Origin of the sequence: Actinomadura madurae, assembly GCF_047130825.1 — a bacterium.
In the GTDB taxonomy this organism is placed as follows: domain Bacteria; phylum Actinomycetota; class Actinomycetes; order Streptosporangiales; family Streptosporangiaceae; genus Spirillospora; species Spirillospora madurae.
This window is the reverse complement of the sequence record NZ_CP083237.1, coordinates 3,781,196-3,800,880: the sequence shown is the minus strand read 5'-3', so window position 1 is coordinate 3,800,880 and position 19,685 is coordinate 3,781,196. Positions and strand designations below refer to the sequence as shown.

17 protein-coding genes and 1 pseudogene are annotated in these 19,685 nt (G+C 69.3%); 12 read left to right on the top strand and 6 right to left on the bottom strand.

Going from position 1 to position 19,685, the window contains the following annotated elements:
• Nucleotides 1-165 precede the first annotated feature (165 nt).
• Nucleotides 166-3,777 (top strand): methionine synthase, encoded by a 3,612-nt coding sequence (metH, locus tag K8Z49_RS17100; protein ID WP_075023125.1) that lies wholly within the window; start codon nucleotides 166-168, stop codon nucleotides 3,775-3,777.
• 75 nt (nucleotides 3,778-3,852) lie between these two features.
• Here metH and K8Z49_RS17095 read toward each other — a convergent pair whose 3' ends face one another.
• On the bottom strand, nucleotides 3,853-4,629 hold the full coding sequence (locus K8Z49_RS17095) for a DUF2249 domain-containing protein (RefSeq protein WP_412519668.1): 777 nt from the start codon (nucleotides 4,627-4,629) through the stop codon (nucleotides 3,853-3,855).
• Nucleotides 4,630-4,687: 58 nt separating this feature from the next.
• Between K8Z49_RS17095 and K8Z49_RS17090 the strand changes: the two genes are divergently transcribed.
• The 3 genes from K8Z49_RS17090 (at nucleotide 4,688) to K8Z49_RS17080 (ending at nucleotide 9,314) form a co-directional block, all read left to right on the top strand.
• The gene (locus tag K8Z49_RS17090; RefSeq protein ID WP_412519666.1) at nucleotides 4,688-5,803 is read left to right on the top strand and encodes a hypothetical protein; all 1,116 of its coding nucleotides are present in this window, start codon (nucleotides 4,688-4,690) and stop codon (nucleotides 5,801-5,803) included.
• Complete coding sequence (locus K8Z49_RS17085) at nucleotides 5,800-8,274, top strand: multicopper oxidase domain-containing protein (protein WP_412519664.1); 2,475 nt, start codon at nucleotides 5,800-5,802, stop codon at nucleotides 8,272-8,274. The genes K8Z49_RS17090 and K8Z49_RS17085 overlap by 4 nt, the downstream gene beginning before the upstream one ends.
• An 80-nt stretch (nucleotides 8,275-8,354) precedes the next feature.
• Nucleotides 8,355-9,314, top strand: coding sequence for a hypothetical protein (locus K8Z49_RS17080; RefSeq protein WP_412519662.1), 960 nt, complete (start codon nucleotides 8,355-8,357; stop codon nucleotides 9,312-9,314).
• Between the two features lie 100 nt (nucleotides 9,315-9,414).
• On the opposite strand, the gene K8Z49_RS17075 is transcribed toward K8Z49_RS17080, so the two are convergent.
• A complete protein-coding gene (locus tag K8Z49_RS17075; RefSeq protein ID WP_412519660.1) occupies nucleotides 9,415-10,014 on the bottom strand; it encodes a TetR/AcrR family transcriptional regulator in 600 nt (199 codons plus the stop codon).
• A gap of 129 nt (nucleotides 10,015-10,143) precedes the next feature.
• Between K8Z49_RS17075 and K8Z49_RS17070 the strand changes: the two genes are divergently transcribed.
• The 5 genes from K8Z49_RS17070 (at nucleotide 10,144) to K8Z49_RS17050 (ending at nucleotide 14,675) form a co-directional block, all read left to right on the top strand.
• Nucleotides 10,144-10,536, top strand: coding sequence for an ester cyclase (locus K8Z49_RS17070; RefSeq protein ID WP_021593148.1), 393 nt, complete (start codon nucleotides 10,144-10,146; stop codon nucleotides 10,534-10,536).
• Between the two features lie 117 nt (nucleotides 10,537-10,653).
• A complete protein-coding gene (locus K8Z49_RS17065; protein WP_412519658.1) occupies nucleotides 10,654-11,970 on the top strand; it encodes a HEAT repeat domain-containing protein in 1,317 nt (438 codons plus the stop codon).
• Between the two features lie 129 nt (nucleotides 11,971-12,099).
• Nucleotides 12,100-13,140 carry an SRPBCC family protein gene (locus K8Z49_RS17060; RefSeq protein WP_412519656.1) on the top strand — a complete coding sequence of 347 codons (1,041 nt, stop codon included), beginning with the start codon at nucleotides 12,100-12,102 and terminating at the stop codon, nucleotides 13,138-13,140.
• 81 nt (nucleotides 13,141-13,221) lie between these two features.
• Nucleotides 13,222-14,418 (top strand): hypothetical protein, encoded by a 1,197-nt coding sequence (locus tag K8Z49_RS17055; protein WP_412519654.1) that lies wholly within the window; start codon nucleotides 13,222-13,224, stop codon nucleotides 14,416-14,418.
• A 2-nt stretch (nucleotides 14,419-14,420) separates the two neighbouring features.
• Nucleotides 14,421-14,675: a hypothetical protein gene (locus tag K8Z49_RS17050; RefSeq protein WP_033331530.1), complete on the top strand. Its 255-nt coding sequence runs from the start codon at nucleotides 14,421-14,423 to the stop codon at nucleotides 14,673-14,675.
• Here the strand turns inward: K8Z49_RS17050 and K8Z49_RS17045 are convergent.
• Together K8Z49_RS17045 and K8Z49_RS17040 are read right to left on the bottom strand one after the other, a co-directional pair.
• The gene (locus K8Z49_RS17045; RefSeq protein WP_250357354.1) at nucleotides 14,659-15,225 is read right to left on the bottom strand and encodes a DUF1877 family protein; all 567 of its coding nucleotides are present in this window, start codon (nucleotides 15,223-15,225) and stop codon (nucleotides 14,659-14,661) included. The genes K8Z49_RS17050 and K8Z49_RS17045 overlap by 17 nt on opposite strands.
• Before the next feature lie 2 nt (nucleotides 15,226-15,227).
• A complete protein-coding gene (locus K8Z49_RS17040; protein WP_412519652.1) occupies nucleotides 15,228-15,974 on the bottom strand; it encodes a hypothetical protein in 747 nt (248 codons plus the stop codon).
• 74 nt (nucleotides 15,975-16,048) lie between these two features.
• Between K8Z49_RS17040 and K8Z49_RS17035 the strand changes: the two genes are divergently transcribed.
• The 3 genes from K8Z49_RS17035 to K8Z49_RS17025 all read left to right on the top strand — a co-directional run bounded on the left by K8Z49_RS17035 (nucleotide 16,049) and on the right by K8Z49_RS17025 (nucleotide 19,028).
• On the top strand, nucleotides 16,049-16,543 hold the full coding sequence (locus tag K8Z49_RS17035; RefSeq protein WP_412519650.1) for a macro domain-containing protein: 495 nt from the start codon (nucleotides 16,049-16,051) through the stop codon (nucleotides 16,541-16,543).
• A gap of 701 nt (nucleotides 16,544-17,244) precedes the next feature.
• Entirely contained in the window at nucleotides 17,245-18,306 is a 1,062-nt protein-coding gene (locus tag K8Z49_RS17030) for an EcsC family protein (protein WP_412519648.1), read from the top strand.
• Nucleotides 18,303-19,028, top strand: coding sequence for a hypothetical protein (locus K8Z49_RS17025; protein WP_412521360.1), 726 nt, complete (start codon nucleotides 18,303-18,305; stop codon nucleotides 19,026-19,028). Before K8Z49_RS17030 ends, K8Z49_RS17025 begins: the two co-directional genes overlap by 4 nt.
• 84 nt (nucleotides 19,029-19,112) lie before the next feature.
• Here K8Z49_RS17025 and K8Z49_RS17020 read toward each other — a convergent pair.
• Both K8Z49_RS17020 and K8Z49_RS17015 read right to left on the bottom strand, forming a co-directional pair.
• Nucleotides 19,113-19,265: pseudogene (locus tag K8Z49_RS17020) on the bottom strand (protein-L-isoaspartate(D-aspartate) O-methyltransferase); the annotation flags it as partial.
• Nucleotides 19,266-19,417: 152 nt separating this feature from the next.
• Complete coding sequence (locus K8Z49_RS17015; protein ID WP_256255524.1) at nucleotides 19,418-19,543, bottom strand: hypothetical protein; 126 nt, start codon at nucleotides 19,541-19,543, stop codon at nucleotides 19,418-19,420.
• Nucleotides 19,544-19,685 lie beyond the last annotated feature (142 nt).

Below are 19,685 nucleotides of genomic sequence, written 5' to 3'. Positions count from 1 at the left end.
TCCTGCCCGCATCCTGGGGCGCGCCTGACACATCGGGCCATCGGACGGTAACCTCGACATGTGGCCGAGAGGCGCTGCAACGGGCGAGAGCCCGCCACGCTCGGCCCCCAGTGATCCGATTCCGCAAGGGCGCCTCCCATATGACCTGGGAGGTGCTCGGAAACAATGAACGACCGGCAGAACGACCTGCGTGAGCTTCTTGAGCAGCGGATCGCGGTGCTGGACGGCGCCTGGGGCACGATGCTCCAGGGCGCGGGCCTGACCCCGGAGGACTACCGCGGTGACCGCATCGCCGGTGACCATCCGAAGGACGTCACCGGCGACCCCGACCTGCTCAACCTGACCCGCCCGGACGTGATCCTGGACGTCCACCGGCAGTACCTCGACGCCGGCGCCGACATCACCACCACCAACACGTTCACCGCGACGAGCATCGGCCAGGCCGACTACGGCCTGGAGGGCCTCGTCCGCGAGATGAACGTGCGCGGCGCCGAGATCGCCCGGCAGGCCGCCGACGAGTACGGCGACCGGTTCGTCGCGGGATCGGTCGGCCCGCTGAACGTCACGCTGTCGCTGTCCCCGCGGGTCGAGGACCCGGCCTACCGCGCCGTCACGTTCGACCGGGTCAAGGACACCTACGCCGAGCAGATCGCCGGCCTCGCCGAAGGCGGCGTCGACCTGCTGCTGATCGAGACGATCTTCGACACGCTGAACGCGAAGGCCGCGATCGCCGCCGCCCGCGAGGTCGCCCCGCACCTGCCGCTGTGGATCTCGGTGACGATCGTCGACCTGTCCGGCCGGACGCTGTCCGGCCAGACCGTCGAGGCGTTCTGGCGGTCGATCGAGCACGCCGAGCCGCTCGTCGCCGGCGTGAACTGCTCGCTGGGCGCCGACCAGATCCGCCCCCACGTGGAGGAGCTCGCGCGGATCGCCGGCACCTACACCGCCTCCCACCCGAACGCCGGGCTGCCGAACGCGTTCGGCGGCTACGACGAGACGCCGGACGAGACGGGCGCCAAGCTCGGCGAGTTCGCGGCGTCCGGCATGGTCAACGCGGTCGGCGGCTGCTGCGGGACCGGCCCCGCGCACATCGCCAAGATCGCCGAGGCGGTCCGCGGGGCGGCGCCCCGCGAGGTCGCGCGGCCCGCGAAGGCCAGCCGGTTCAGCGGCCTGGAGCCGTTCGAGATCGGCGCCGACACCGGCTTCATCATGATCGGCGAGCGGACGAACGTCACCGGCTCCAAGCGGTTCCGCAAGCTGATCGAGGCGGGCGACCACCAGGCCGCGGTGGACGTGGCGCTGGAGCAGGTCCGCGGCGGCGCGAACCTCCTCGACGTCAACATGGACGCCGACCTGCTCGACAGCGAGCGGGAGATGACGACGTTCCTCAACCTGATCGCGACCGAGCCCGAGGTGGCCCGCATCCCGATCATGGTCGACAGCTCGCGGTGGAGCGTCCTGGAGGCGGGGCTGAAGACCGTCCAGGGCAAGGGCGTCGTCAACTCGATCAGCCTCAAGGAGGGCGAGGGCCCCTTCCTGGAGCAGGCCCGCCGCATCCGCGACTTCGGCGCCGGCGTCGTCGTCATGGCCTTCGACGAGACCGGCCAGGCCGACACCACCGAGCGCAAGGTGGAGATCTGCGGCCGCGCCTACGACCTGCTCACGCGGAAGGCCGGGTTCCCCGCCGAGGACATCGTGTTCGACCCGAACGTCCTCGCCGTCGCGACCGGCATCTCCGAGCACAACGGGTACGCGAAGGCGTTCATCGACGCGCTGCCCCTGATCAAGGAGCGCTGCCCGGGCGCCCGGACCAGCGGCGGCATCTCCAACCTCTCCTTCTCGTTCCGGGGCAACGAGGTCGTCCGCGAGGCGATGCACTCGGCGTTCCTGTTCCACGCCGTCCGCGCCGGGCTCGACATGGGCATCGTCAACGCCGGGCAGCTCGCCGTCTACGAGGACATCCCGGCCGACCTGCTCGAACTGGTCGAGGACGTGCTGTTCGACCGCCGCCCCGACGCGACCGACCGGCTCGTGTCGTTCGCGGAGAACGTCAAGGGCGAGGCCACCAAGCGCGAGGTCGACCTGTCCTGGCGGGACGCGCCGGTCGAGCAGCGGTTGTCGCACGCCCTCGTCCACGGCATCGTCGACTTCATCGAGGAGGACACCGAGGAGGCCCGGCGGAAGGCCGCCCGCCCCCTCGACGTGATCGAGGGCCCGCTGATGGACGGCATGAAGGTCGTCGGCGACCTGTTCGGCTCCGGCAAGATGTTCCTCCCGCAGGTGGTGAAGAGCGCCCGCGCGATGAAGCGGTCGGTCGCCTACCTGGAGCCCTTCATGGAGAAGGAGAAGGAGGAGGCGCTGCGGGCCGGCCGCGTCCACACCGAGCGCGGCCAGGGCAAGGTCGTCCTCGCGACGGTCAAGGGCGACGTGCACGACATCGGCAAGAACATCGTCGGCGTCGTCCTCGGCTGCAACAACTACGACGTGATCGACCTCGGCGTGATGGTGCCCGCCGCGAAGATCCTCGACACCGCGATCGCCGAGAACGCCGACGCGATCGGGCTGTCCGGGCTGATCACCCCGTCGCTGGACGAGATGGTCTCGGTCGCCGCCGAGATGGAGCGGCGCGGGATGCGGCTGCCGCTGCTGATCGGCGGCGCCACCACGTCCCGCCAGCACACCGCCGTGAAGATCGCGCCCGCCTACGACGCGACGACCGTGCACGTCCTGGACGCCTCCCGCGTCGTCGGCGTCGTCTCCGACCTGCTCGACGAGGACCGCGCCTCCGCGCTGGACGCCGCGAACCGCGAGGAGCAGGCGCGGCTCCGCGTGCAGCACGAGAACAAGCAGCGGCGCCCCCTCCTCACCATCGAGCGGGCGCGGGCGAACAAGGAGCGGGTCGACTTCGGCGACGTCCCGGTCCCGGACTTCACCGGCGTCCGGATCGTCCGGCCCGAGCTGACCGCGATCCGCGAGATGATCGACTGGCAGTTCTTCTTCCTGGCCTGGGAGCTGAAGGGCAAGTACCCGGCGATCCTCGACCAGCCCGTCGCCCGCGAGCTGTTCGACGACGGCAACGCGCTGCTCGACCAGATCATCGCGGACGGCTCGTTCGAGGCCAGCGGCGCCTACGGCTTCTGGCCCGCCCACTCCGAGGGCGACGACATCCTCCTGGACGACGGGCCGCGGTTCCCGATGCTGCGCCAGCAGACGTCCAAGCCGGAGGGCCGCCCGAACCGCTGCCTCGCCGACTACGTCGCCCCGTCCGGCGACCACCTCGGCGGCTTCGCCGTGACGATCCTCGGCGCCGAGGACCTCGCCGCGAAGTACGAGGAGGAGAACGACGACTACAAGTCGATCATGGTGAAGGCGCTCGCGGACCGGCTCGCCGAGGCGTTCGCCGAGTACGTCCACCTGGAGGCCCGCCGCGCCTGGTTCGAGCCGGACGCCGACCCCCTCCTGGAGGACCTGCACGCCGAGCGCTTCCGCGGCATCCGCCCGGCGCTCGGCTACCCGGCGAGCCCCGACCACAGCCTGAAGCGGACGCTGTTCGACCTGCTCGACGCCGGCCGCATCGGCGTGAAGCTCACCGAGTCGTACGCGATGTCCCCGGCCGCCAGCGTCAGCGGTCTGATCTTCGCCCACCCGGAGTCCCGGTACTTCACGGTCGGTCGCGTGGGCAAGGACCAGATCGAGGACTACGCCCGCCGCTGCGACCTCCCCGTGGCCGAGGTCGAGCGCTGGCTGGCCCCCAACCTCGCCTACGACCCGTCGTAGGGTTTCCGCAAACCGGATTGTGAAAAACACCTGGCGGTCGCCCGCGCCGCGACCGCCAGGTGCGTTCCGGTCCCGTCAGGGGCGGCCGACGCGGACGCGCCAGACCTCCGGGCCGGACTCCTCGTAGTCCCAGGTGAACCCGCCCGGGTGCTCGGCGGCGAACTGGTAGTAGAGCGGCTTCGGGTCGTGGTCGTTGACCAGGACGAACGCCGTCCCCGGCGCGAGCGCCCCGAACGCGGCGAAGATCTGCTGATGGCGCTGTGCCGGGACGAGCGTCCGGACGTCCAGTTCGCCGTCCTCGGTGACCTCGGCCGTGGCGCCCGGCGTGCCGGGGTCGTCATGGCCCCCGCAGGTGCAGTGATGGCCGCCGGCGGGCTCCTGGCCGCCGCCGAGGATCTCGTGCATTCCGGCGAGGAGCGCGCCGAGATCGACGCCCGCGTCCACCAGGGCGGGCAGGAGCAGATCGTTCTCCTTCTCCAGGTGGGACTGGAACAGGGCGTTCACCGCGGCCGCCACGCTGACCGCCTCTCCGGGCGTCCGCGCCGTTCCCAGTTCGGCGACCCTCTCGCGCAGGACGGTGTGCTCGCGGAGCATCGAACGAAGCAGTAGCCGGGCGCCGGGCAGATCCTCCGCCGCCTCGTAGAGGGTCCCCTCCTCGGCCTCGGCATGGGGGAGGACCTCCTCCAGGCAGAACGCGACGAGCTGGTCACGCCGCTCGTAGGGGGCGGCGAGCTGGTCGACGGCGCGGGAGACGGTGAGCGCGTGGTCGGCCATCGTCCGGCCGAGGCGCTCGTGGTGGTCGAGGATCGCCCGCACGGTCTCCTGCTGCGGGCTCGCGGTCGATGTGGTCATGAGCACTCCTCGGTGCCGGGCATTTTTTACAACAGTACTTGTATTTATAATCGATGGCATGGAGGATCGGATCGTCGGGGTAGCCGGCCGCCCCCGGGCCGCACCCCGCCCGGCGGCGCGCCGGTTCCCGCTGCTCGCCGGCGCGCTGCTCTCCCTCATCGCCGGGCTGTGGGGGGCGCTGGGGCTGCTGGACGCCGGCGTCCCGGTCCCGCGCACGTCCTTCGCGCAGCAGCACGGCCCGCTGATGGCGCTCGGCTTCCTCGGCACGCTGATCTCGCTCGAACGGGCCGTCGCCCTCGGACGTCCGTGGGCCTACATCTCCCCGGCGCTCGCGGGCGTCGGGGCCCTGACCACCGCCGCCGGTCTCACCGTCCCCGGGCGGCTGCTCCTCACCGCAGCGGGCGGCTGGCTCGTCGCGGTCTACATCGCCGTCCTCGGCCGCCGGACAGGACGCGACCTGGCGGTCCAGGCGTCCGGCGCCGTCGCCTGGTACACCGGCGGCCTGCTGTGGATCGGCGGCCGGACGGTCGCGGAGATCGTCCCGTGGCTCGCCGCCTTCCTCGTCCTCACGATCGCGGGGGAGCGCCTCGAACTCGCCCGCGTCGCCTTCCTCGGGCGCCGCGCGTCCGACGGCCTTCTCGGAGCCGCCGCGCTCATCGGCGCGGGCGCCGCCGCCTCCGCCCTGTGGCCGGACGCGGGCTGGCGGCTCACCGGCCTGGGGATGGCCGTGCTGGCGGGCTGGCTCGCCGTGCACGACATCGCGCGCCGGACCGTCCGCTCGACGGGCCTGCCCCGCTACGCCGCCGCCTGCCTGCTCGCCGGATACCTGTGGCTCGCCGTCGCCGGGACGATCTGGCTCGCCGCCGGACGGCCGTCGGGCGGCCTGTACGACGCCGCCCTGCACGCCGTCTTCCTCGGCTTCGTGATGTCGATGGTCTTCGGGCACGCGCCCGTGATCCTGCCCGCGGTCCTGCGGGTGCGGCTGCCGTACCACCCCCTCCTGTACGCGCCTCTCGTGCTGCTGCACGCGTCCCTGCTGGTCCGCGTCGCCGGAGACGTCTCCGCCGTCACCGGCCTGCGGACCCTCGGCGGCGTCCTGGGAGAGGTGTCGCTCCTGCTCTTCGGCGGCTGCGCCGTGGCCGCGTCCCGCCTGCCGCGAGGGGAACCGTCATGACGTCCATCGGAGTGCGCCCGGCAGTGGGCCCGCCCCCGGCCCCGCGCCGTTCGCGGTCGGTGTGGCACGCCGTGGCCAACGGGGTGGTGCTGGCCTGGCTGGCGCTGACCGTGGCCGCCGCCCTCGTCCATCGCGAACTGCCCGCGCCGCAGTGGCTGCTCCTTCACCTGTTCCTGCTGGGCGCGGTCACCAACGCCATCGTGACCTGGACGGAACACTTCGCCGCCGCGCTCCTGCGCCTACCGCCGCCCCCGGACTGGTGGCCCATGACGCGGCTGGCGGTGCTGAACGCGGGCATCATCGCGGTTCTCTGCGGCGTCTCCGAAGGGTTCCCGTGGGTGGCTGTCGGCGGCGCTGGGGCGGTCGTGGCCGTGGTCGCCGCACACACCGTCGTGGTGGCGCTGCGCGGCCGGAACGCCCTCGGCGGACGGTTCGCGCACGTCGTCACCTGGTACCTGTGGGCCGGCGCCGCGCTGGTCACCGGCGGGACGCTGGGCGGGCTGATGGCGTCCGGCCGCGTCCCGTCCGGATGGCATGAGCCGATGCGCGCCGCGCATGCGCAGGTCAACATCCTCGGCTGGGTCGGGCTGGCGGTCCTCGGCACGCTGTTCACGCTGTGGCCGACCGTCCTGCGAACCCGCGTGGCGGACGGGACGGGCCGGATCGCACGCTGGTCCCTGCGCCTCGCCGTACCCGGACTCGGATGCGCCGCCGGCGGCCTGCTCGCCGAACTCCGATGGCTCGCCGCCGCCGGGCTCTTCCTCTACGCGGGCGCCGCCGCGCTGGCGCTCGTCCCCTTCGTCCAGACGGTTCGCCGGCGCCATCCCCACACCCCCGCCTCGTGGATGCTCGCCGCCGGGACCGCTTGGTTCGCGGTCACGCTGGTCGTGGACGCGTCCCGGCAGAGCCTGTCCGACCTGCTCCCGCTCGTTCTCGTCGGCTTCATCGGGCAGACGCTCCTGGGCGCCCTGACCTTCCTGCTCCCGGTCGTCCTGGGCGGCGGCCCGGCGGCGCTGAAGGCCAACGCATCCCTGATCGAACGCGCTTGGAAGCTCCGAACGGCAGCGATCAATCTCGCCGTGCCGCTGCTGGCGGCCCCCGTGCCCTGGTGGCTGAACCGCGCGGCTTGGACGATCGTCCTCGCCGCGCTGGCCGCCTTCGTCCTACTGGCAGCCGCGACGATCCTGCGCTCTCACCGTCCCTCACCGACCGTCGCGGCCATCACCGCCGGAATCCTCTTTACCGCGCTGGCGGTGGGGGTCACGGCCGGCGGCGAACGCCCCGCCCAGACCGTCACGGCATCGGGCACACGAGTCGTGGACGTCACACTCGCCGACATGCGCATCCGCCCCGGGACGATCGAGGCCGCCCCAGGCACCCGTCTCGTCCTGCGCGTCACCAACAAGGACACGATGCAGCACGACCTGCGGCTAGCGTCCGGCCAGGCGACCCCGATGCTCGATCAAGGACGGTCAGCGACGCTGACGGTCCCTTCGGTGAAGGGGGCGATCGACGGCTGGTGCACAGTGGCCGGCCACCGTGCCGCAGGCATGACCATGCAGATCCGGACGACGCATGCAAACCACCAGATGTCGTCGGGCCCCTTGGACCTGACGGCCCCGATGTCCCCGACCTGGCGCCCCTACGACGCCACGCTCAAGCCCGCCCCAGGCGCCAAGGAACACCGCCTCGACCTGCACGCCACAGAACAGGAACTGGAGGTCGCCCCAGGCGTGCGCCAGCGCATGTGGACGTTCGGCGGAACCGTCCCAGGCCCGGTACTGCACGGCAAGGTAGGCGACGTTTTCACCATCACGTTCGTCAACGACGGGACCATGGGACACGGCATCGACTTCCACGCCGGATCCCTCGCCCCGGACGTCCCTATGCGGACCATCCAGCCAGGAGAGCGCCTCACCTACCGCTTCCGCGCCGAACACGCGGGCGCCTGGCTCTACCACTGCTCGACGATGCCGATGCTCCAGCACATGGGCAACGGCATGTACGGCGCGGTCATCATCGACCCACCCGACCTGCCCCGCGCCGACCGCGAGTACGTCCTCGTCCAGGGCGAGCTCTACCTGGGCGCTCCCGGCTCTTCCGCCCAAGTCGCCAAGATGCGCGACGGCCGCCCCGACGCCTGGATGTTCAATGGCACCGCCGCCGGCTACGACCACGCCCCTCTCAACGCCCGAGCAGGCGACCGCGTCCGCGTCTGGGTAGTGGACGCGGGCCCGTCCTCGAACACGGCATTCCACATCGTCGGAGCCCAGTTCGACACCGTCTACAAGGAAGGCGCCTACCTTCTCCGCAAGGGAGACCCGGGCGGTGCCCAAATCCTCGACCTGGCCCCCGGCCAAGGCGGCTTCGCAGAAGCCGTCATGCCCGCCCCCGGCCACTACCCCTTCGTAGACCACGACATGCGCCACGCCGAAACCGGCGCCCACGGCACCCTACATGTCAGCAAATAGTCGCATTTCACTTCGAACATGGTCGGTTCTATTTTCGAAACCGCATGACATCTCATTCCGAACGCTCATAGCCTTCGTCCATGCCTCCCAAGAAAAGACACGAGCTGCCCCTGGAGATGGTCCGCAACCAGCCGCAGCTCGTCCCGACGATCCTGCGGACCGTGTTCGGCCTCGACTTCTCCGACCAGGGCGACGTCACGATCAGCTCGGAGTCCTTCACGGACCTTGAGCCCGCCGAACTGCGCTGCGACGCGACCGTCCTCCTGGACGACCCCAAGAAGCCCAGCCACGGCGTCGTCGTGGAGGCCCAGACCCGCTTCGAGAAGGGAAAGCTCTACAGCTGGCCCGCCTACCTGGCCATGCTGCGGCGCCGCTACAAGTGCGGCACGACGCTGCTGGTCATCTGCCCCGACCAGGCCAGCGCGCGGGCCTGTGCCGCGCCGATCGACATGGGACACCCAGGCTGGGTGCTCAAGCCGCTCACCTTCCACCCCGGCATGCTGCCGTCCATCACCGACCCCAAGATGGCGGGCGCGCTCCCTGAACTGGCGGTCCTGAGCTCACTGGGCCATGCCAACGGACCGGACGCCGAAGCGGTCGTGTGCGGTGCGCTCGCGGCACTCGACAAAGTCGGCAGCAAAACCGGAGGAAAGAGGGAGAACGCCGACGAAAGGTCAGAGGGCGCCAGTGATCTAAGTGATAACCCGGCCGCTCTGTACTATGACTACCTGCTGGCCTTCTATCCCGAGCCCGCCCGCAAGCTTCTGGAGGAGATGGTGAAGACCGCTGGCTACGAGTGGCAGTCCGAATGGGCCAAGTCCCACCGTGCCGAGGGCCGTGCCGAGGGCCGTGCCGAGGGCGTGGCACAGGGTGAAGCGAAGGGCGAGGCCAAGGCGCTCCTGCTCATGCTGGAAGCGCGCGGCATGGCGGTCCCGGACGAGATCCGCGAGCGGGTCACCGGCTGCACCGACACCGACCAGCTCGAACGCTGGGTGAAGCGCGCCGCCGTCATCGACAAGGCCGAAGACCTCCTCGACTGACGACTCATAGGCCCCGCCCCCGCGGGTGGGCGGGGCTGTTCAGCGGGCCGCATCGGTAGCGGGCGGCTACCGGTTCGATGCCCTGCCCGAGCATCGGTCGTCAGGCCGGCGGCCAGTTCCGCAGAGCGGCGTCGGCCACTCGCTGGAGATCCTCGCAGGCCGCGCCACCCGCCGCCTGCACGGCTATGCCGTTCGCGATCGTCATGACGTAGCGAGCGATCTGTTCCGGGTCGGCGTCGGCGGGCAGGTCGCCCTCCGCGACGGCCCGCTGGAATCGGTCGCGCAGGTGCACCTGGCCCTGGGCGCGCCACTCGGTCAGGATGTCGCGCGCGACCTGCCCGGTCTCGCCGACGGCCAGCGCGCCCTGCACACCCAGGCACCCAGTGGGGCCTCCGGGCCGGGTGTTGGCCCGGACCGAGCCGGCGAGGAACACCGCGGCCACCTCGCGGGCGGTGGGTGCTCGCAACGCCTGGACGACGTAGGCGCCGGGACCTTCCGTGTAGCGCTGCAACACCTTTCGGAAGAGCTGCTCCTTGTTGCCGAAGGCCGCGTACATGCTCTTGCGGGAGATACCCATGGCCTCGGTCAGGTCGGCGAGGCTGGCACCCTCGTAGCCCTGCCCCCAGAAGACCACCATCGCCTTCTCGAGCGCCGTCTCGGCATCGAACGCTCGCGGACGACCCAGCTGTGCCTTCTGCATCACACCACCCTACCTTCTGCACCGATCGGTGCAGAAGTGCTACAGTCCCATTCGGCACTGATCGGTGCCGAAATCTGCGGAGGTCGGAGACGCTCCGTGACAGAGCGGTACAGAAGAAGGGGCGATCCGATGACCGAGAAGGATCTGCGCAGCTGGTACATGCGCTATGCGGCGGCGCTCAACGCCCATGAGTTCGACGGCATGGACGAGTTCATCGATGACCAGGTCATGCTGAATGGCGAGCCTGGCACCCGGGACGACGTCGTCGCGGTCCTGAAGGGGATCGTCGAAGCCGTTCCGGACATTCACTGGGAGATCAAGGAGCTGCTGTTCGACCGTGACGGAATCGCCGTACGCGCGATCAACACCGGCACTCCAGCGAAGGAGTGGCTCGGTGTTCCTCCTTCCGGCGCCTCGTTCGAGATCGTCGAGTACGCCATTTACAAGGTCGGTAACGGTCGATTCGTGCAGATGACGAACCTGCACGATTCGGCCGAGATGCTTCGACAGTTGACCGCCTGACAGCAGGGGTCTTTGGTCGGCTTCCAGGAAACAGTCGACCAGAGACCCCGACTGGTACGGCGGCGGGCCTCATCGGTAGCGGGCGGTGTGTCGGCGGGGTGTGCAATCCTCTTGGGCGTGAAGATTGCGGAGCTGGTTGAGCAGTTGGCCGGAGGCGAGAAGAAGCCCGCGGGGGATGCTCTCGTTGCCCTCGGTGAGGTGGCTGTGCGGCCTGTGTTGGACGTTCTGTGCGACGAGGGGTCGCCGGTCGACTGGGTGACCAGTGCGGTGGTACTGCGCCGCATCGGTCTTCCCGCGCTCGATCCGCTGATCGAGGCCATGGCCACGGCCTCCTCCGCCGAGGTGGCGCGGCGTTGTGGGTGGGCGCATTCCGGGCTTGAGATCGACGATCTTTCTGTGTTCGTCCCGGGGTTGGGGCATCCGAGCCCGAAAGTGCGGGATAACACGGCCTATGTGCTCCAGCTCAAGGGGGCGGCCGCCCTGCCGTACGTGCCTGACCTGATCGTTCTTCTGGACGACCCCGATGAGGATGTGCGGCGGCGGGTCGTTTGGGCGCTTCAGGAGATCGGGCCTGGGGCGCTTTCGTCCTTGCGTGACGCGCGGCGCTCGTCTGGGCGGCTTCGGCGGCGCGCGTTGGAGGCCCTTGTCGCGGTCGGTGGTCCTGCCGCCCTGGACGACCGCGACCGGGCGCTCATCCGGCGTCTGATCCGGGTGAAGCTCGCGACCGAGACGCCTGAGCCGATGCATTTGTGCGGCACCTGGTACGCCGTCCCCACCGTTGATCAGCCTGCCGTCCTGGACGCGTTCGGCCTCTCCGATCCCGAGCCCGTCACGATGCGGCTGGGCGCTTCCGCGTGGAACCACGACCACCACGCCTTCTCCGGTGAGCACCGCTCGTGCCGCCGGGTGTACGTGACCCCGCGGGTGGATGGCTGGACGCTTCTGTTCGGGGACCCCTTCGACTATCACGACGAGGAAGTCGATGCCGCCGCCGTTCAGAGCCACTGCCGTGAGCTGAGCCTCCGTTTCGGTACGGCTCACTGGTACGGCGCGAGCTGCGGAGACAGCTGGACCGCCTGGTGTGTCGCAGAGAAGGGCGAGATCGTCCGCTACTACGACATCGAGGAGCCGGAAGACCAGATCGGTTCCCACCCCGCCGAGGACGGTTATGTCCTCCCGCACATCGACGCCTTCCCCGACGATGCCTTCGACGGCGTCGACATCAACGACAGTGACGCCTTCCTGGCCCGCTATCTCCAGGTCAAGAAGGACCTTGGCATTCCCGACGACGCTCACGCGACGACCGTCGCCGCCCGCGCCTCGGTCGACCCGTCCGCACTGGGGCCGGAGACGGACGTCCAGGGACATGGCGTCGTGGCCCTGACCCCGTGCGGCCGGGAGCGCGGACACCCCCGGGGCGCCCTCGAAATCTGAACAGGCCGGGTATACGGCCGGTAGATCTTTCGTTTTTGCTGGTCAGTGACGTTTCCGTCGTTTTGTTGCAGTCTGTCGGGCTATGTCCCGGGAGTCGGGGACAACGGCCTAGAGAGCGAAGTGCTGATCATGACGGAAACGGGCAACGGAGGCAACGGCGGCAAGGCGGCCCAGGACCTTCCGGTCGAGGAGCTCAAGAAGGCCGGCCGGGAGTTCGTCCAGGCGCTCATGGTGCGGACGCTGGAGCAGGCCGGCGGCAGGATCGCGGGTCTGACCGAGCGGTTGAACGACGCCGCGGAAGGCGGGGGAGCCGGGAAGAAGGCGGCGGCCGCCGGTGTGAAGAAACTCGCCGAGGGCGAGTCACCGGTCAAGGCGGGCCTCAGCGCGGGCGCGGCCGGCGCGAAGGAGAAGGTGAAGGAGGCCGTGAGCGGCAAGGGCGGCGGAGGCAAGGGCGGTGGCGGCGGCAAGCTGAAGGTCACCAACATCATCGAGCAGTTCGATGTGGGGCTGCCGCGGCGCGTCGCCTACGACCAGTGGACGCAGTTCGCCGACTACCCGAGCTTCACCAAGAAGGTGGAGAGCGTCGAGCAGGAGTCCGACGAGAAGATCAACTGGCGGGCGCAGATCTTCCTGTCCCACCGCACCTGGGAATCGACGATCATGGAACAGGTGCCCGACGAGCGGATCGTCTGGAGGTCCAAGGGCCCCAAGGGCTATGTCGACGGTGCCGTGACGTTCCACGAGCTCGCGCCCACCATGACGCGGATCCTGCTGGTGGCCGAGTACCACCCGGACGGCTTCTTCGAGAAGACCGCGAACCTCTGGCGCGCCCAGGGCCGCCGGCTCCGCCTCGACTTCAAGCACATCAAGCGCCACATGATGACGCAGACGCTGCTGAAGCAGGAGGAGGTCGAGGGCTGGCGCGGCGAGATCCGCGACGGCGAGGTGGTCAAGACCCACGAGGATGCCCTCAAGGAGGAAGAGGAGGCCAAGGCGCGCGAGGAAGGCCAGGCGCGCGAGGAAGGCCAGGAGCCCGAGGAGGGCGAGCGCGGTCAGGCCGGCGAGGACCAGGAAGAAGACAAGGGCGGCGAGGCTCGCGAGGACGGCGAGGACCGCTCCGCGAAGGCCGAGGACGAGGAGAAGGAGAAGGCCGAGAGCGCCAAGGTCTGACGTCTCCGCTGGTGGAGCCGCATGTTCACCCGCGGATCCGGGAAGTCATGGGGCGGGGCAGACGGAGCATCGGGGGGAACGATGGGCGACGACCGCACGTCCGACAGGCCGGAGCGTGACCGCGACCGGAACGGATCCGGCGCCGAGTCGAACGGCCTGACCGGCAGGACCCTGACACCGGGCAAACGGCCGCATCCGAGTGAAGGGCCGGACGTCTACCTGGACGTACCGCTCGTCAAGGTGGACGAGATCTCCCTCGAAGTCGAGAACCTGGACGCGCACGTCTCGCTCGTCGCCGAAGTGCTCGATCTGCTCAAGCTGAACGTGGGCGCGGACGTGTTCCTCGGCAGGGTCAAGCTGGAGATCAAGGGCGTCGAGGCGCAGGCCCAGCTGGAGGTGCGGCTCGACAACGTGGCCCTCATCGTCGACCGCGTCCTGACCACCCTCGACCGAAACCCGGAGATCCTCCAGCACATCGGACGCGGCGTGGAGTCGGCCGCCCGCAACATCGGCGCCGGCACCGGGACCGCGGTGGGCGAGGTCGGCAAGGGTGCCAAGGGAGCGGTCGAGGACGTCGGTCGCGGCGCCGGCGAAGCCGTCGAGAGCGTCGGCGAAGGCGCTGGGGGTGCGGTGGAGAGCGTCGGTGAGGGTGCCGGAGGTGCGGTCCGGGACGTCGGCAAGGGCGCGGGCGGCGCGGTCGAGAGCGTCGGCGAGGGCGCCGGTGGCGCCGTCCGGGACGTCGGCAAGGGCACCGGGCGCGCGGCCGAGGAGGTCGGCAAGGGCGCTGGTGAGGGCGTCGGCGAGGTCGGCAAGGGTGCGGGCGGCGCGGTCGAGGACGTCGGCAAAGGCACCGGACGTGCCGCTGAGGGAGTAGGGGAGGGCGTCAGCGACGTCGGCCAAGGCGCCGGGCGTGCGGCCGAGGAGGTCGGCAAGGGCGCGGGCGAGGGTGTCAGCGACGTCGGCAAGGGTGCGGGTGAGGCCGCCGAGGGAGCGGGCCGGGCGGCGGAGGCCACCGGCAAGGACGTCACCGACAAGGCAGGCGAGGCGGCTGAGGACGTCAGCGGCAAGGCGGGCGAGGCGGTCGAGGACGTCACCGGTGACGGCCCTGACCAGGAGGACGAATCAGAAGGCAAGAGGGACACAGAGGCGAACCCAGTCAGCGAGCAGGAGGAAACGGCTGTTCGCAACGCCTTCCACGAGACCGAGGATTCCGTGCGCGACCTGGGACGGGCATTGCTCCGAGTGATCTCCGAGCGGTCCCGTTCGAGCAAGGGGTGATCATGGCCCGTGACGAGTTCCCCGACGACGAGCTCCGCCGCACGGCGGACATCCTCTTCACAGCCAAGGTGAAAGCCGACGAACTCCGCTTCGAGACCGCCCCCGAGAACTCGGTCGAGTTCACCGAAGAGGCCGACGCCGCGTCCGGAAGCCGCCGCACCAACCTCCCCGACAGGGTGGAGGAGAACGTCACGTATCGCAACGTCGAAGTCGACTACGCCATCGCCGCGAAGCTAGGCATCAACCGATCTCTTTGATGACGGCATTGCCATCGGCGGCCGCGCGGGCGTAGAAATCGCGGACGGTGGAGAAGACCGTCGCGAGGACGCCATGTTCCACCATGTCCTCGCTCGGCGGCCATCCCCAACCCTCGAATGAATAGGGCCGGACTTCTTTCAGGAACGCGTAACGCTCACGAATCAAGGCGTCGCGATCGAGTTCGCGCAGGAAGCCGTCAACGGCGCGCACCTGGTCGGGGCGCAGGAGGCGCGGCACCCTATAGATCGTCCCTTCACCCATGACGAGCCCGCCCAGCACTACGTCGGCGGCGGGAGGGTCTCCAAGGTCGTGCTCCAGGTGCTCGTCAGAGAGGCCGGTAAGCAGGACGTGGAGGGCCTCCCACGTCCGGTGCGTGTCCACCTCCTCAAGCTTGCACAGGGAACCGGACGGGTCGTATCCGGCATCGTTCGGCAGGTCTTCCCAGACGTCCCGCAGCCGCTTCAGGCCCGCGTCCAAGCCATGCGGATGGTCGAGCACGGCCGCGACCTCGGCACCGTCGTACCTGCTCAGCCACATCCAGTAGCCCATGTCTAGCCGTGCCGGGTCAGCCGGACGTAGCCGTAGGGGTTGTAGAAGAAGTCGTCCTCGTCATAGCGGTCGCACGCGCCGGTGCGGAGGACCCAGCGCGGGGAGTCCTCGGTCAGCCGGAAACCGGCGCCGTCCTCGATCTCCTCCGCGCGCGGGTCGGTGAGCAGGTAGATCGCCAGCGTGTCCAGATGCACGACCAGATCGGCCAGCTCATCCCTGGTCAGCTGCGACGCCTCGGCCTCGATCTCCACGTCCGGCGCGCCCAGAAGGTGCATGCCACAGCTGTAGAGCACCTTCCCATCGGAGATCGGCCGCTTCACCCAGGCGGTGATGAGCGCGTCGGCCAGATCCTCCGCCTCGGCGCCGGACGCTCGTTCGGCCAGCGCGAGCCAGCGCTCCCGGCCGTGCGCGATGCCGCTGCTCTCGTTCTTCACGGCGGTGGCACCCGACTCCAGCAGTGCGGCCGTTGCCGCCAGCAGCCGCCGCGAGGTGTCGGCCGCCATTTCTCGCATCATCGGCACGGACAGCAAGTACGCGACGGTGTCGTGGGACTCCACGGCCGCCCAGTCCGCGTCGTCGAACGAGGCCGCGGCCATGCACGCCTCGAACGCCTCCGGCATCCGAGGATCGGGTTCGGACTCGGAGTACTCGCGGTCGAGCACGAACCCGCCGAACCCGGCCGCGACCCGCTCGACCTCCGAAAGGTCCAGCCCGGACCCGAGCACGCACAGCACATGTCGAGGACTCACTTCAACCATCCCGGCACGTTACCGATCTTGACCCGATCATGCGATGTCGGAGGCCATCGCTACGCTCCGTCAGCGTGCACACCACTCGATCGGGGGATCCGTTGATCGTCGAGAGGACGGGAGACCTCCTGCGGGACGACGCGCAGGCGCTCGTCAACCCCGTCAACACGGCGGGCGTCATGGGAAAGGGCCTCGCGCTCCAGTTCAAACGCGCCTACCCCGACAACTTCACCGCCTACGCCAAAGCATGCGCCGAAGGCCGCCTGCATCCGGGAGAGATCCTCTGCGTCCCGGTGGACGACCGCTGGATCCTCAACTTCCCCACCAAACGACACTGGCGAAGCAAATCGCGCCTCGAAGACATCGAGATCGGCCTGGAGGCCCTGGCCCGCGTGCTGGCCGAACGAAACATCACCAGCGTGGCCGTCCCACCCCTGGGCTGCGGCCACGGCGGCCTCGCCTGGACGACCGTCCGCCCCCTAATCACAACGACACTCGCCCCCCTGCACGTGACCGTCCACCTCTACCCACCAAACACGATGACCCCACCACCTCCCGCAACCCGCTGAACACCGCATCCGTGGGCGGGCCTGGGCACGCGCCGTCGAGCCTCGGTAGAGGTCCGGTCCGCAGGTGGCACTGACAAGGCGGTCTCTGTCGACCTCCCCCATCAAGCAGTGCCGCCGCCGGATGCCGCTGGTGTAGAAGAAGTTCTCTAACAGCACGATTCCCTGCCCGGTCATCACCAGGACCCCATGGTGCTGGAACCAACCGCCGTCGATCGCGACCGACGCCCACGCCGCGGAGGGCTTTGGCGGGCGCGGCGCTGGCGGTGGCGGTGACGGCGGCGGCGCCTCACCTTCCTGCCCTCGGCCGTGCTGTTCATCGCAATCCTCGTTGAGGACGCTATTGCGCCGTGTTTGCGTGGTGGCTCGTCGCAGTCTGTGGTCGCCAGTGGTGACCGATTGCAAGTGGAATGGTCTCGCTCAGCGCGGCGGTGGAGTCGCTCTTTGATGCGTCGAGGACGAGTGGTCTATTCGAATGGTATTTGCCGAACGGGACCAAAGTTGGCCGCGCTATTGCGCTGTGCATCGCAGGCTTCTACGATTTCCTGGCCTTCGAAGTCGGCTGAGGTTCACATTGAGGACCTAAAAGGGCAGCAGGCGGTATAGGTCTGCCGATGGTCGCTCTTTTGGGGCCGTCCGGAAGGGGTGGAGTCCCTCGAAGTGAGGCGGGGACATGATGAACGGGGGACCGCATGGTCGGTGAGATGACGCCGTACGACCGCAAGGCGTGGGATCAGATCGAGGGATGGCGCGAGAAGCGTCTGGCCGCGCGCACGCGGCGTGCTCTTCCGGAAGGGGCGCGAGAGCGTATCCGGGATGTCGGCCAGAAGGTCCGCACCCGTGTCGAGGCCGTGCCCGGCCTCCCCGACTTCGAGAGCATCTTCCTCAAGTCGCTCCAAGGACTGGTGGACTTGGGAGGCCGGACGGCAGTCGCGACCGTCCCGAAGAAGACCATCGTCAAGGCGTATCGCAAGCACGACGCCGACGTAGAAGAGCTTGAGGACATCCAGAAGCTCGACCTTGCGGTAATCGACAAGGTCAAGCCGCGGCTCGGCCTTCGCTACACCGCCTTCGCCGGGGCCGAAGGTGCGGGCGCGGGCTTCGCCGCGTCCGGGGGTGGACTGCTCGCCACTGGGGGCACAGTCGCAGGCGCCGGAGCAGGTGCCGCACCCGGCGCGGCTCTCGTCATCGGAATGCTGGTGGCCGACTCCGCGGCGGTCCTCCTCGCCGGTCAGCGGGCCATCGCGCACATCGGCGCGTACTACGGCTACGACCCCGAGCACCCTGACGAGCAGCTCTTCATGCTCAGCATCCTCAACTTCGGCACAGCCTCCGAGGCGGGGAAAGTCGTCGCCTACGCGGAAATCAACAAGCTCGTCCAAGCACTCGCCCGGAATGCGACGTGGGACAAGCTCAATCAGAACGTCGTCACCAAGGTTGTGGAGAAGGTGTTCACGCGCCTCGGGTTCCGCCTGACGAAGGCGAAGCTGGGGCAAGCGGTACCGGTCGTGGGCATCGCGATCGGTGCCGGGATGAACACGCGCTTCTTGAAGCGCATCACGGATGACGCGGAGTACCTGTACCGCGAGAGGTTCCTGCGCGACCGTTACGGGATTGAGGCAGAGGCAGACCCGGTCGCCGCCGATGCGGACTCCGATGAAGATGTCGACATCGTTGACATCGTCGACGCTGAGATCGTCGAGGACGACGACGAGCGCGAGCGCCACGATTCCATGCCGGGTGCGGAAGGCGGCGAGCGTGGGTGAGCCTGCTGGACGACTTCATCGAGCTGCTCCAGCGAGGGTCAGCCGAGCTGTACGCCGACAACCCCGACTTCATGAGTACCGGGGAACTGAATCCCACGGACAACCCGATCGACGCCGGCGACCTCGCACTGTTCTTCGTGGGGCTTGAGCGCGGACTCATCACGCTGCACCGCGGGGCGCGGTTCAACACGCTCGATCGCCCGACGCCTACCGGCCGTTGGGGGCTGTTGTCGCGGTCGCGGGCCGGCGGTTGGTACAACGCTGAGTACCTTCCCCAGATCGCGGCCTACGTGGACGCGATCACCAACCTTTGTTACCCGGCCGAGCGCGTGCTCTTCGAGCTGCCTGCCGCGGCTCTGCAACTGGATCTGGCCATTCTCGACGACGAGTCGAATGTTGTGGTTCTCGGTGAGGCGAAGCGGGACACCGGCGCGCTGAAACGGCTACGCGAGGGCATGCTGAGCCGGTTCGCCGACCAGGCGCCTGGCCCCGAGACGAAGAAGCGGGGCGACGAACAGCGCCAACTCGCCTGGCGTCTATGGACCGTCCGACCTCGTTTCACGTGGTTGATCGGCCCCGGTCACCGGGCCGCTTTCTCGACCAGCGCGCCGCCGCTGCGATTGACGCCGCTTCCATGCCTTCCGGACGCTGAGGCGCTGGACCTTGCGCACCGCCCGGCGCGGATGATGGTCCCGCCTGCTCTGGCAACGTGGTCTGAATGAGAAGAGAGCTGCCAGCCTCGGTCTTGGGTGGCCGGGGCTGGCAGCCGGGGATTGCGGGTCAGAGCGGCGAGCGGACAGCAGGGCGGCCGTCCACCCCGCGCCCGTGCCGATGTCCAGGACGCGATGGTCGTCGAAGGGGTCGAGCTGGTCCAGGAACTCGACCACCATCGTCGGCATGGACAGCGACGAGCTGGCCAGCCCTTCACCCTCGGTCCGGCCGTCCTCGAATTGGGTCACCAGGGGCTGGTCGAGCGCTACGACCTCGTCCCACTTGGCGGGCTCGGTCGTGCGGTCGATGCGCACCCAGGGGCCGGGCTCCAGGTCCGCCCACACCACGTCGGGTGAGAACGAACGCCGGGGCACCGAGCCGATGATCTCGTGCCAGTCGGTCACTGACGCTTCCCGTCGCTGGGATTGCCGTTGGTCTTGTCGCCGTTCCCACGGGATCCGCCCTGCGGCTTGCTCCCGTCGGTGGTGGTCTTCTCGTCGCTGTTTCCCTTGTCGCGGTCGCCCATCATCTTCTCCTTCGTTGTGACGTTGCGGCTGGTGAACCGCAGTGGAACCTCTGGACGGACGGCCATGTGCCACGCTTGGAACGCCGTCCGCCCGGAGGGGTCTAGGTGCCGGGGTCGCCGTAGGTGTGGACCTCGGCGGTCG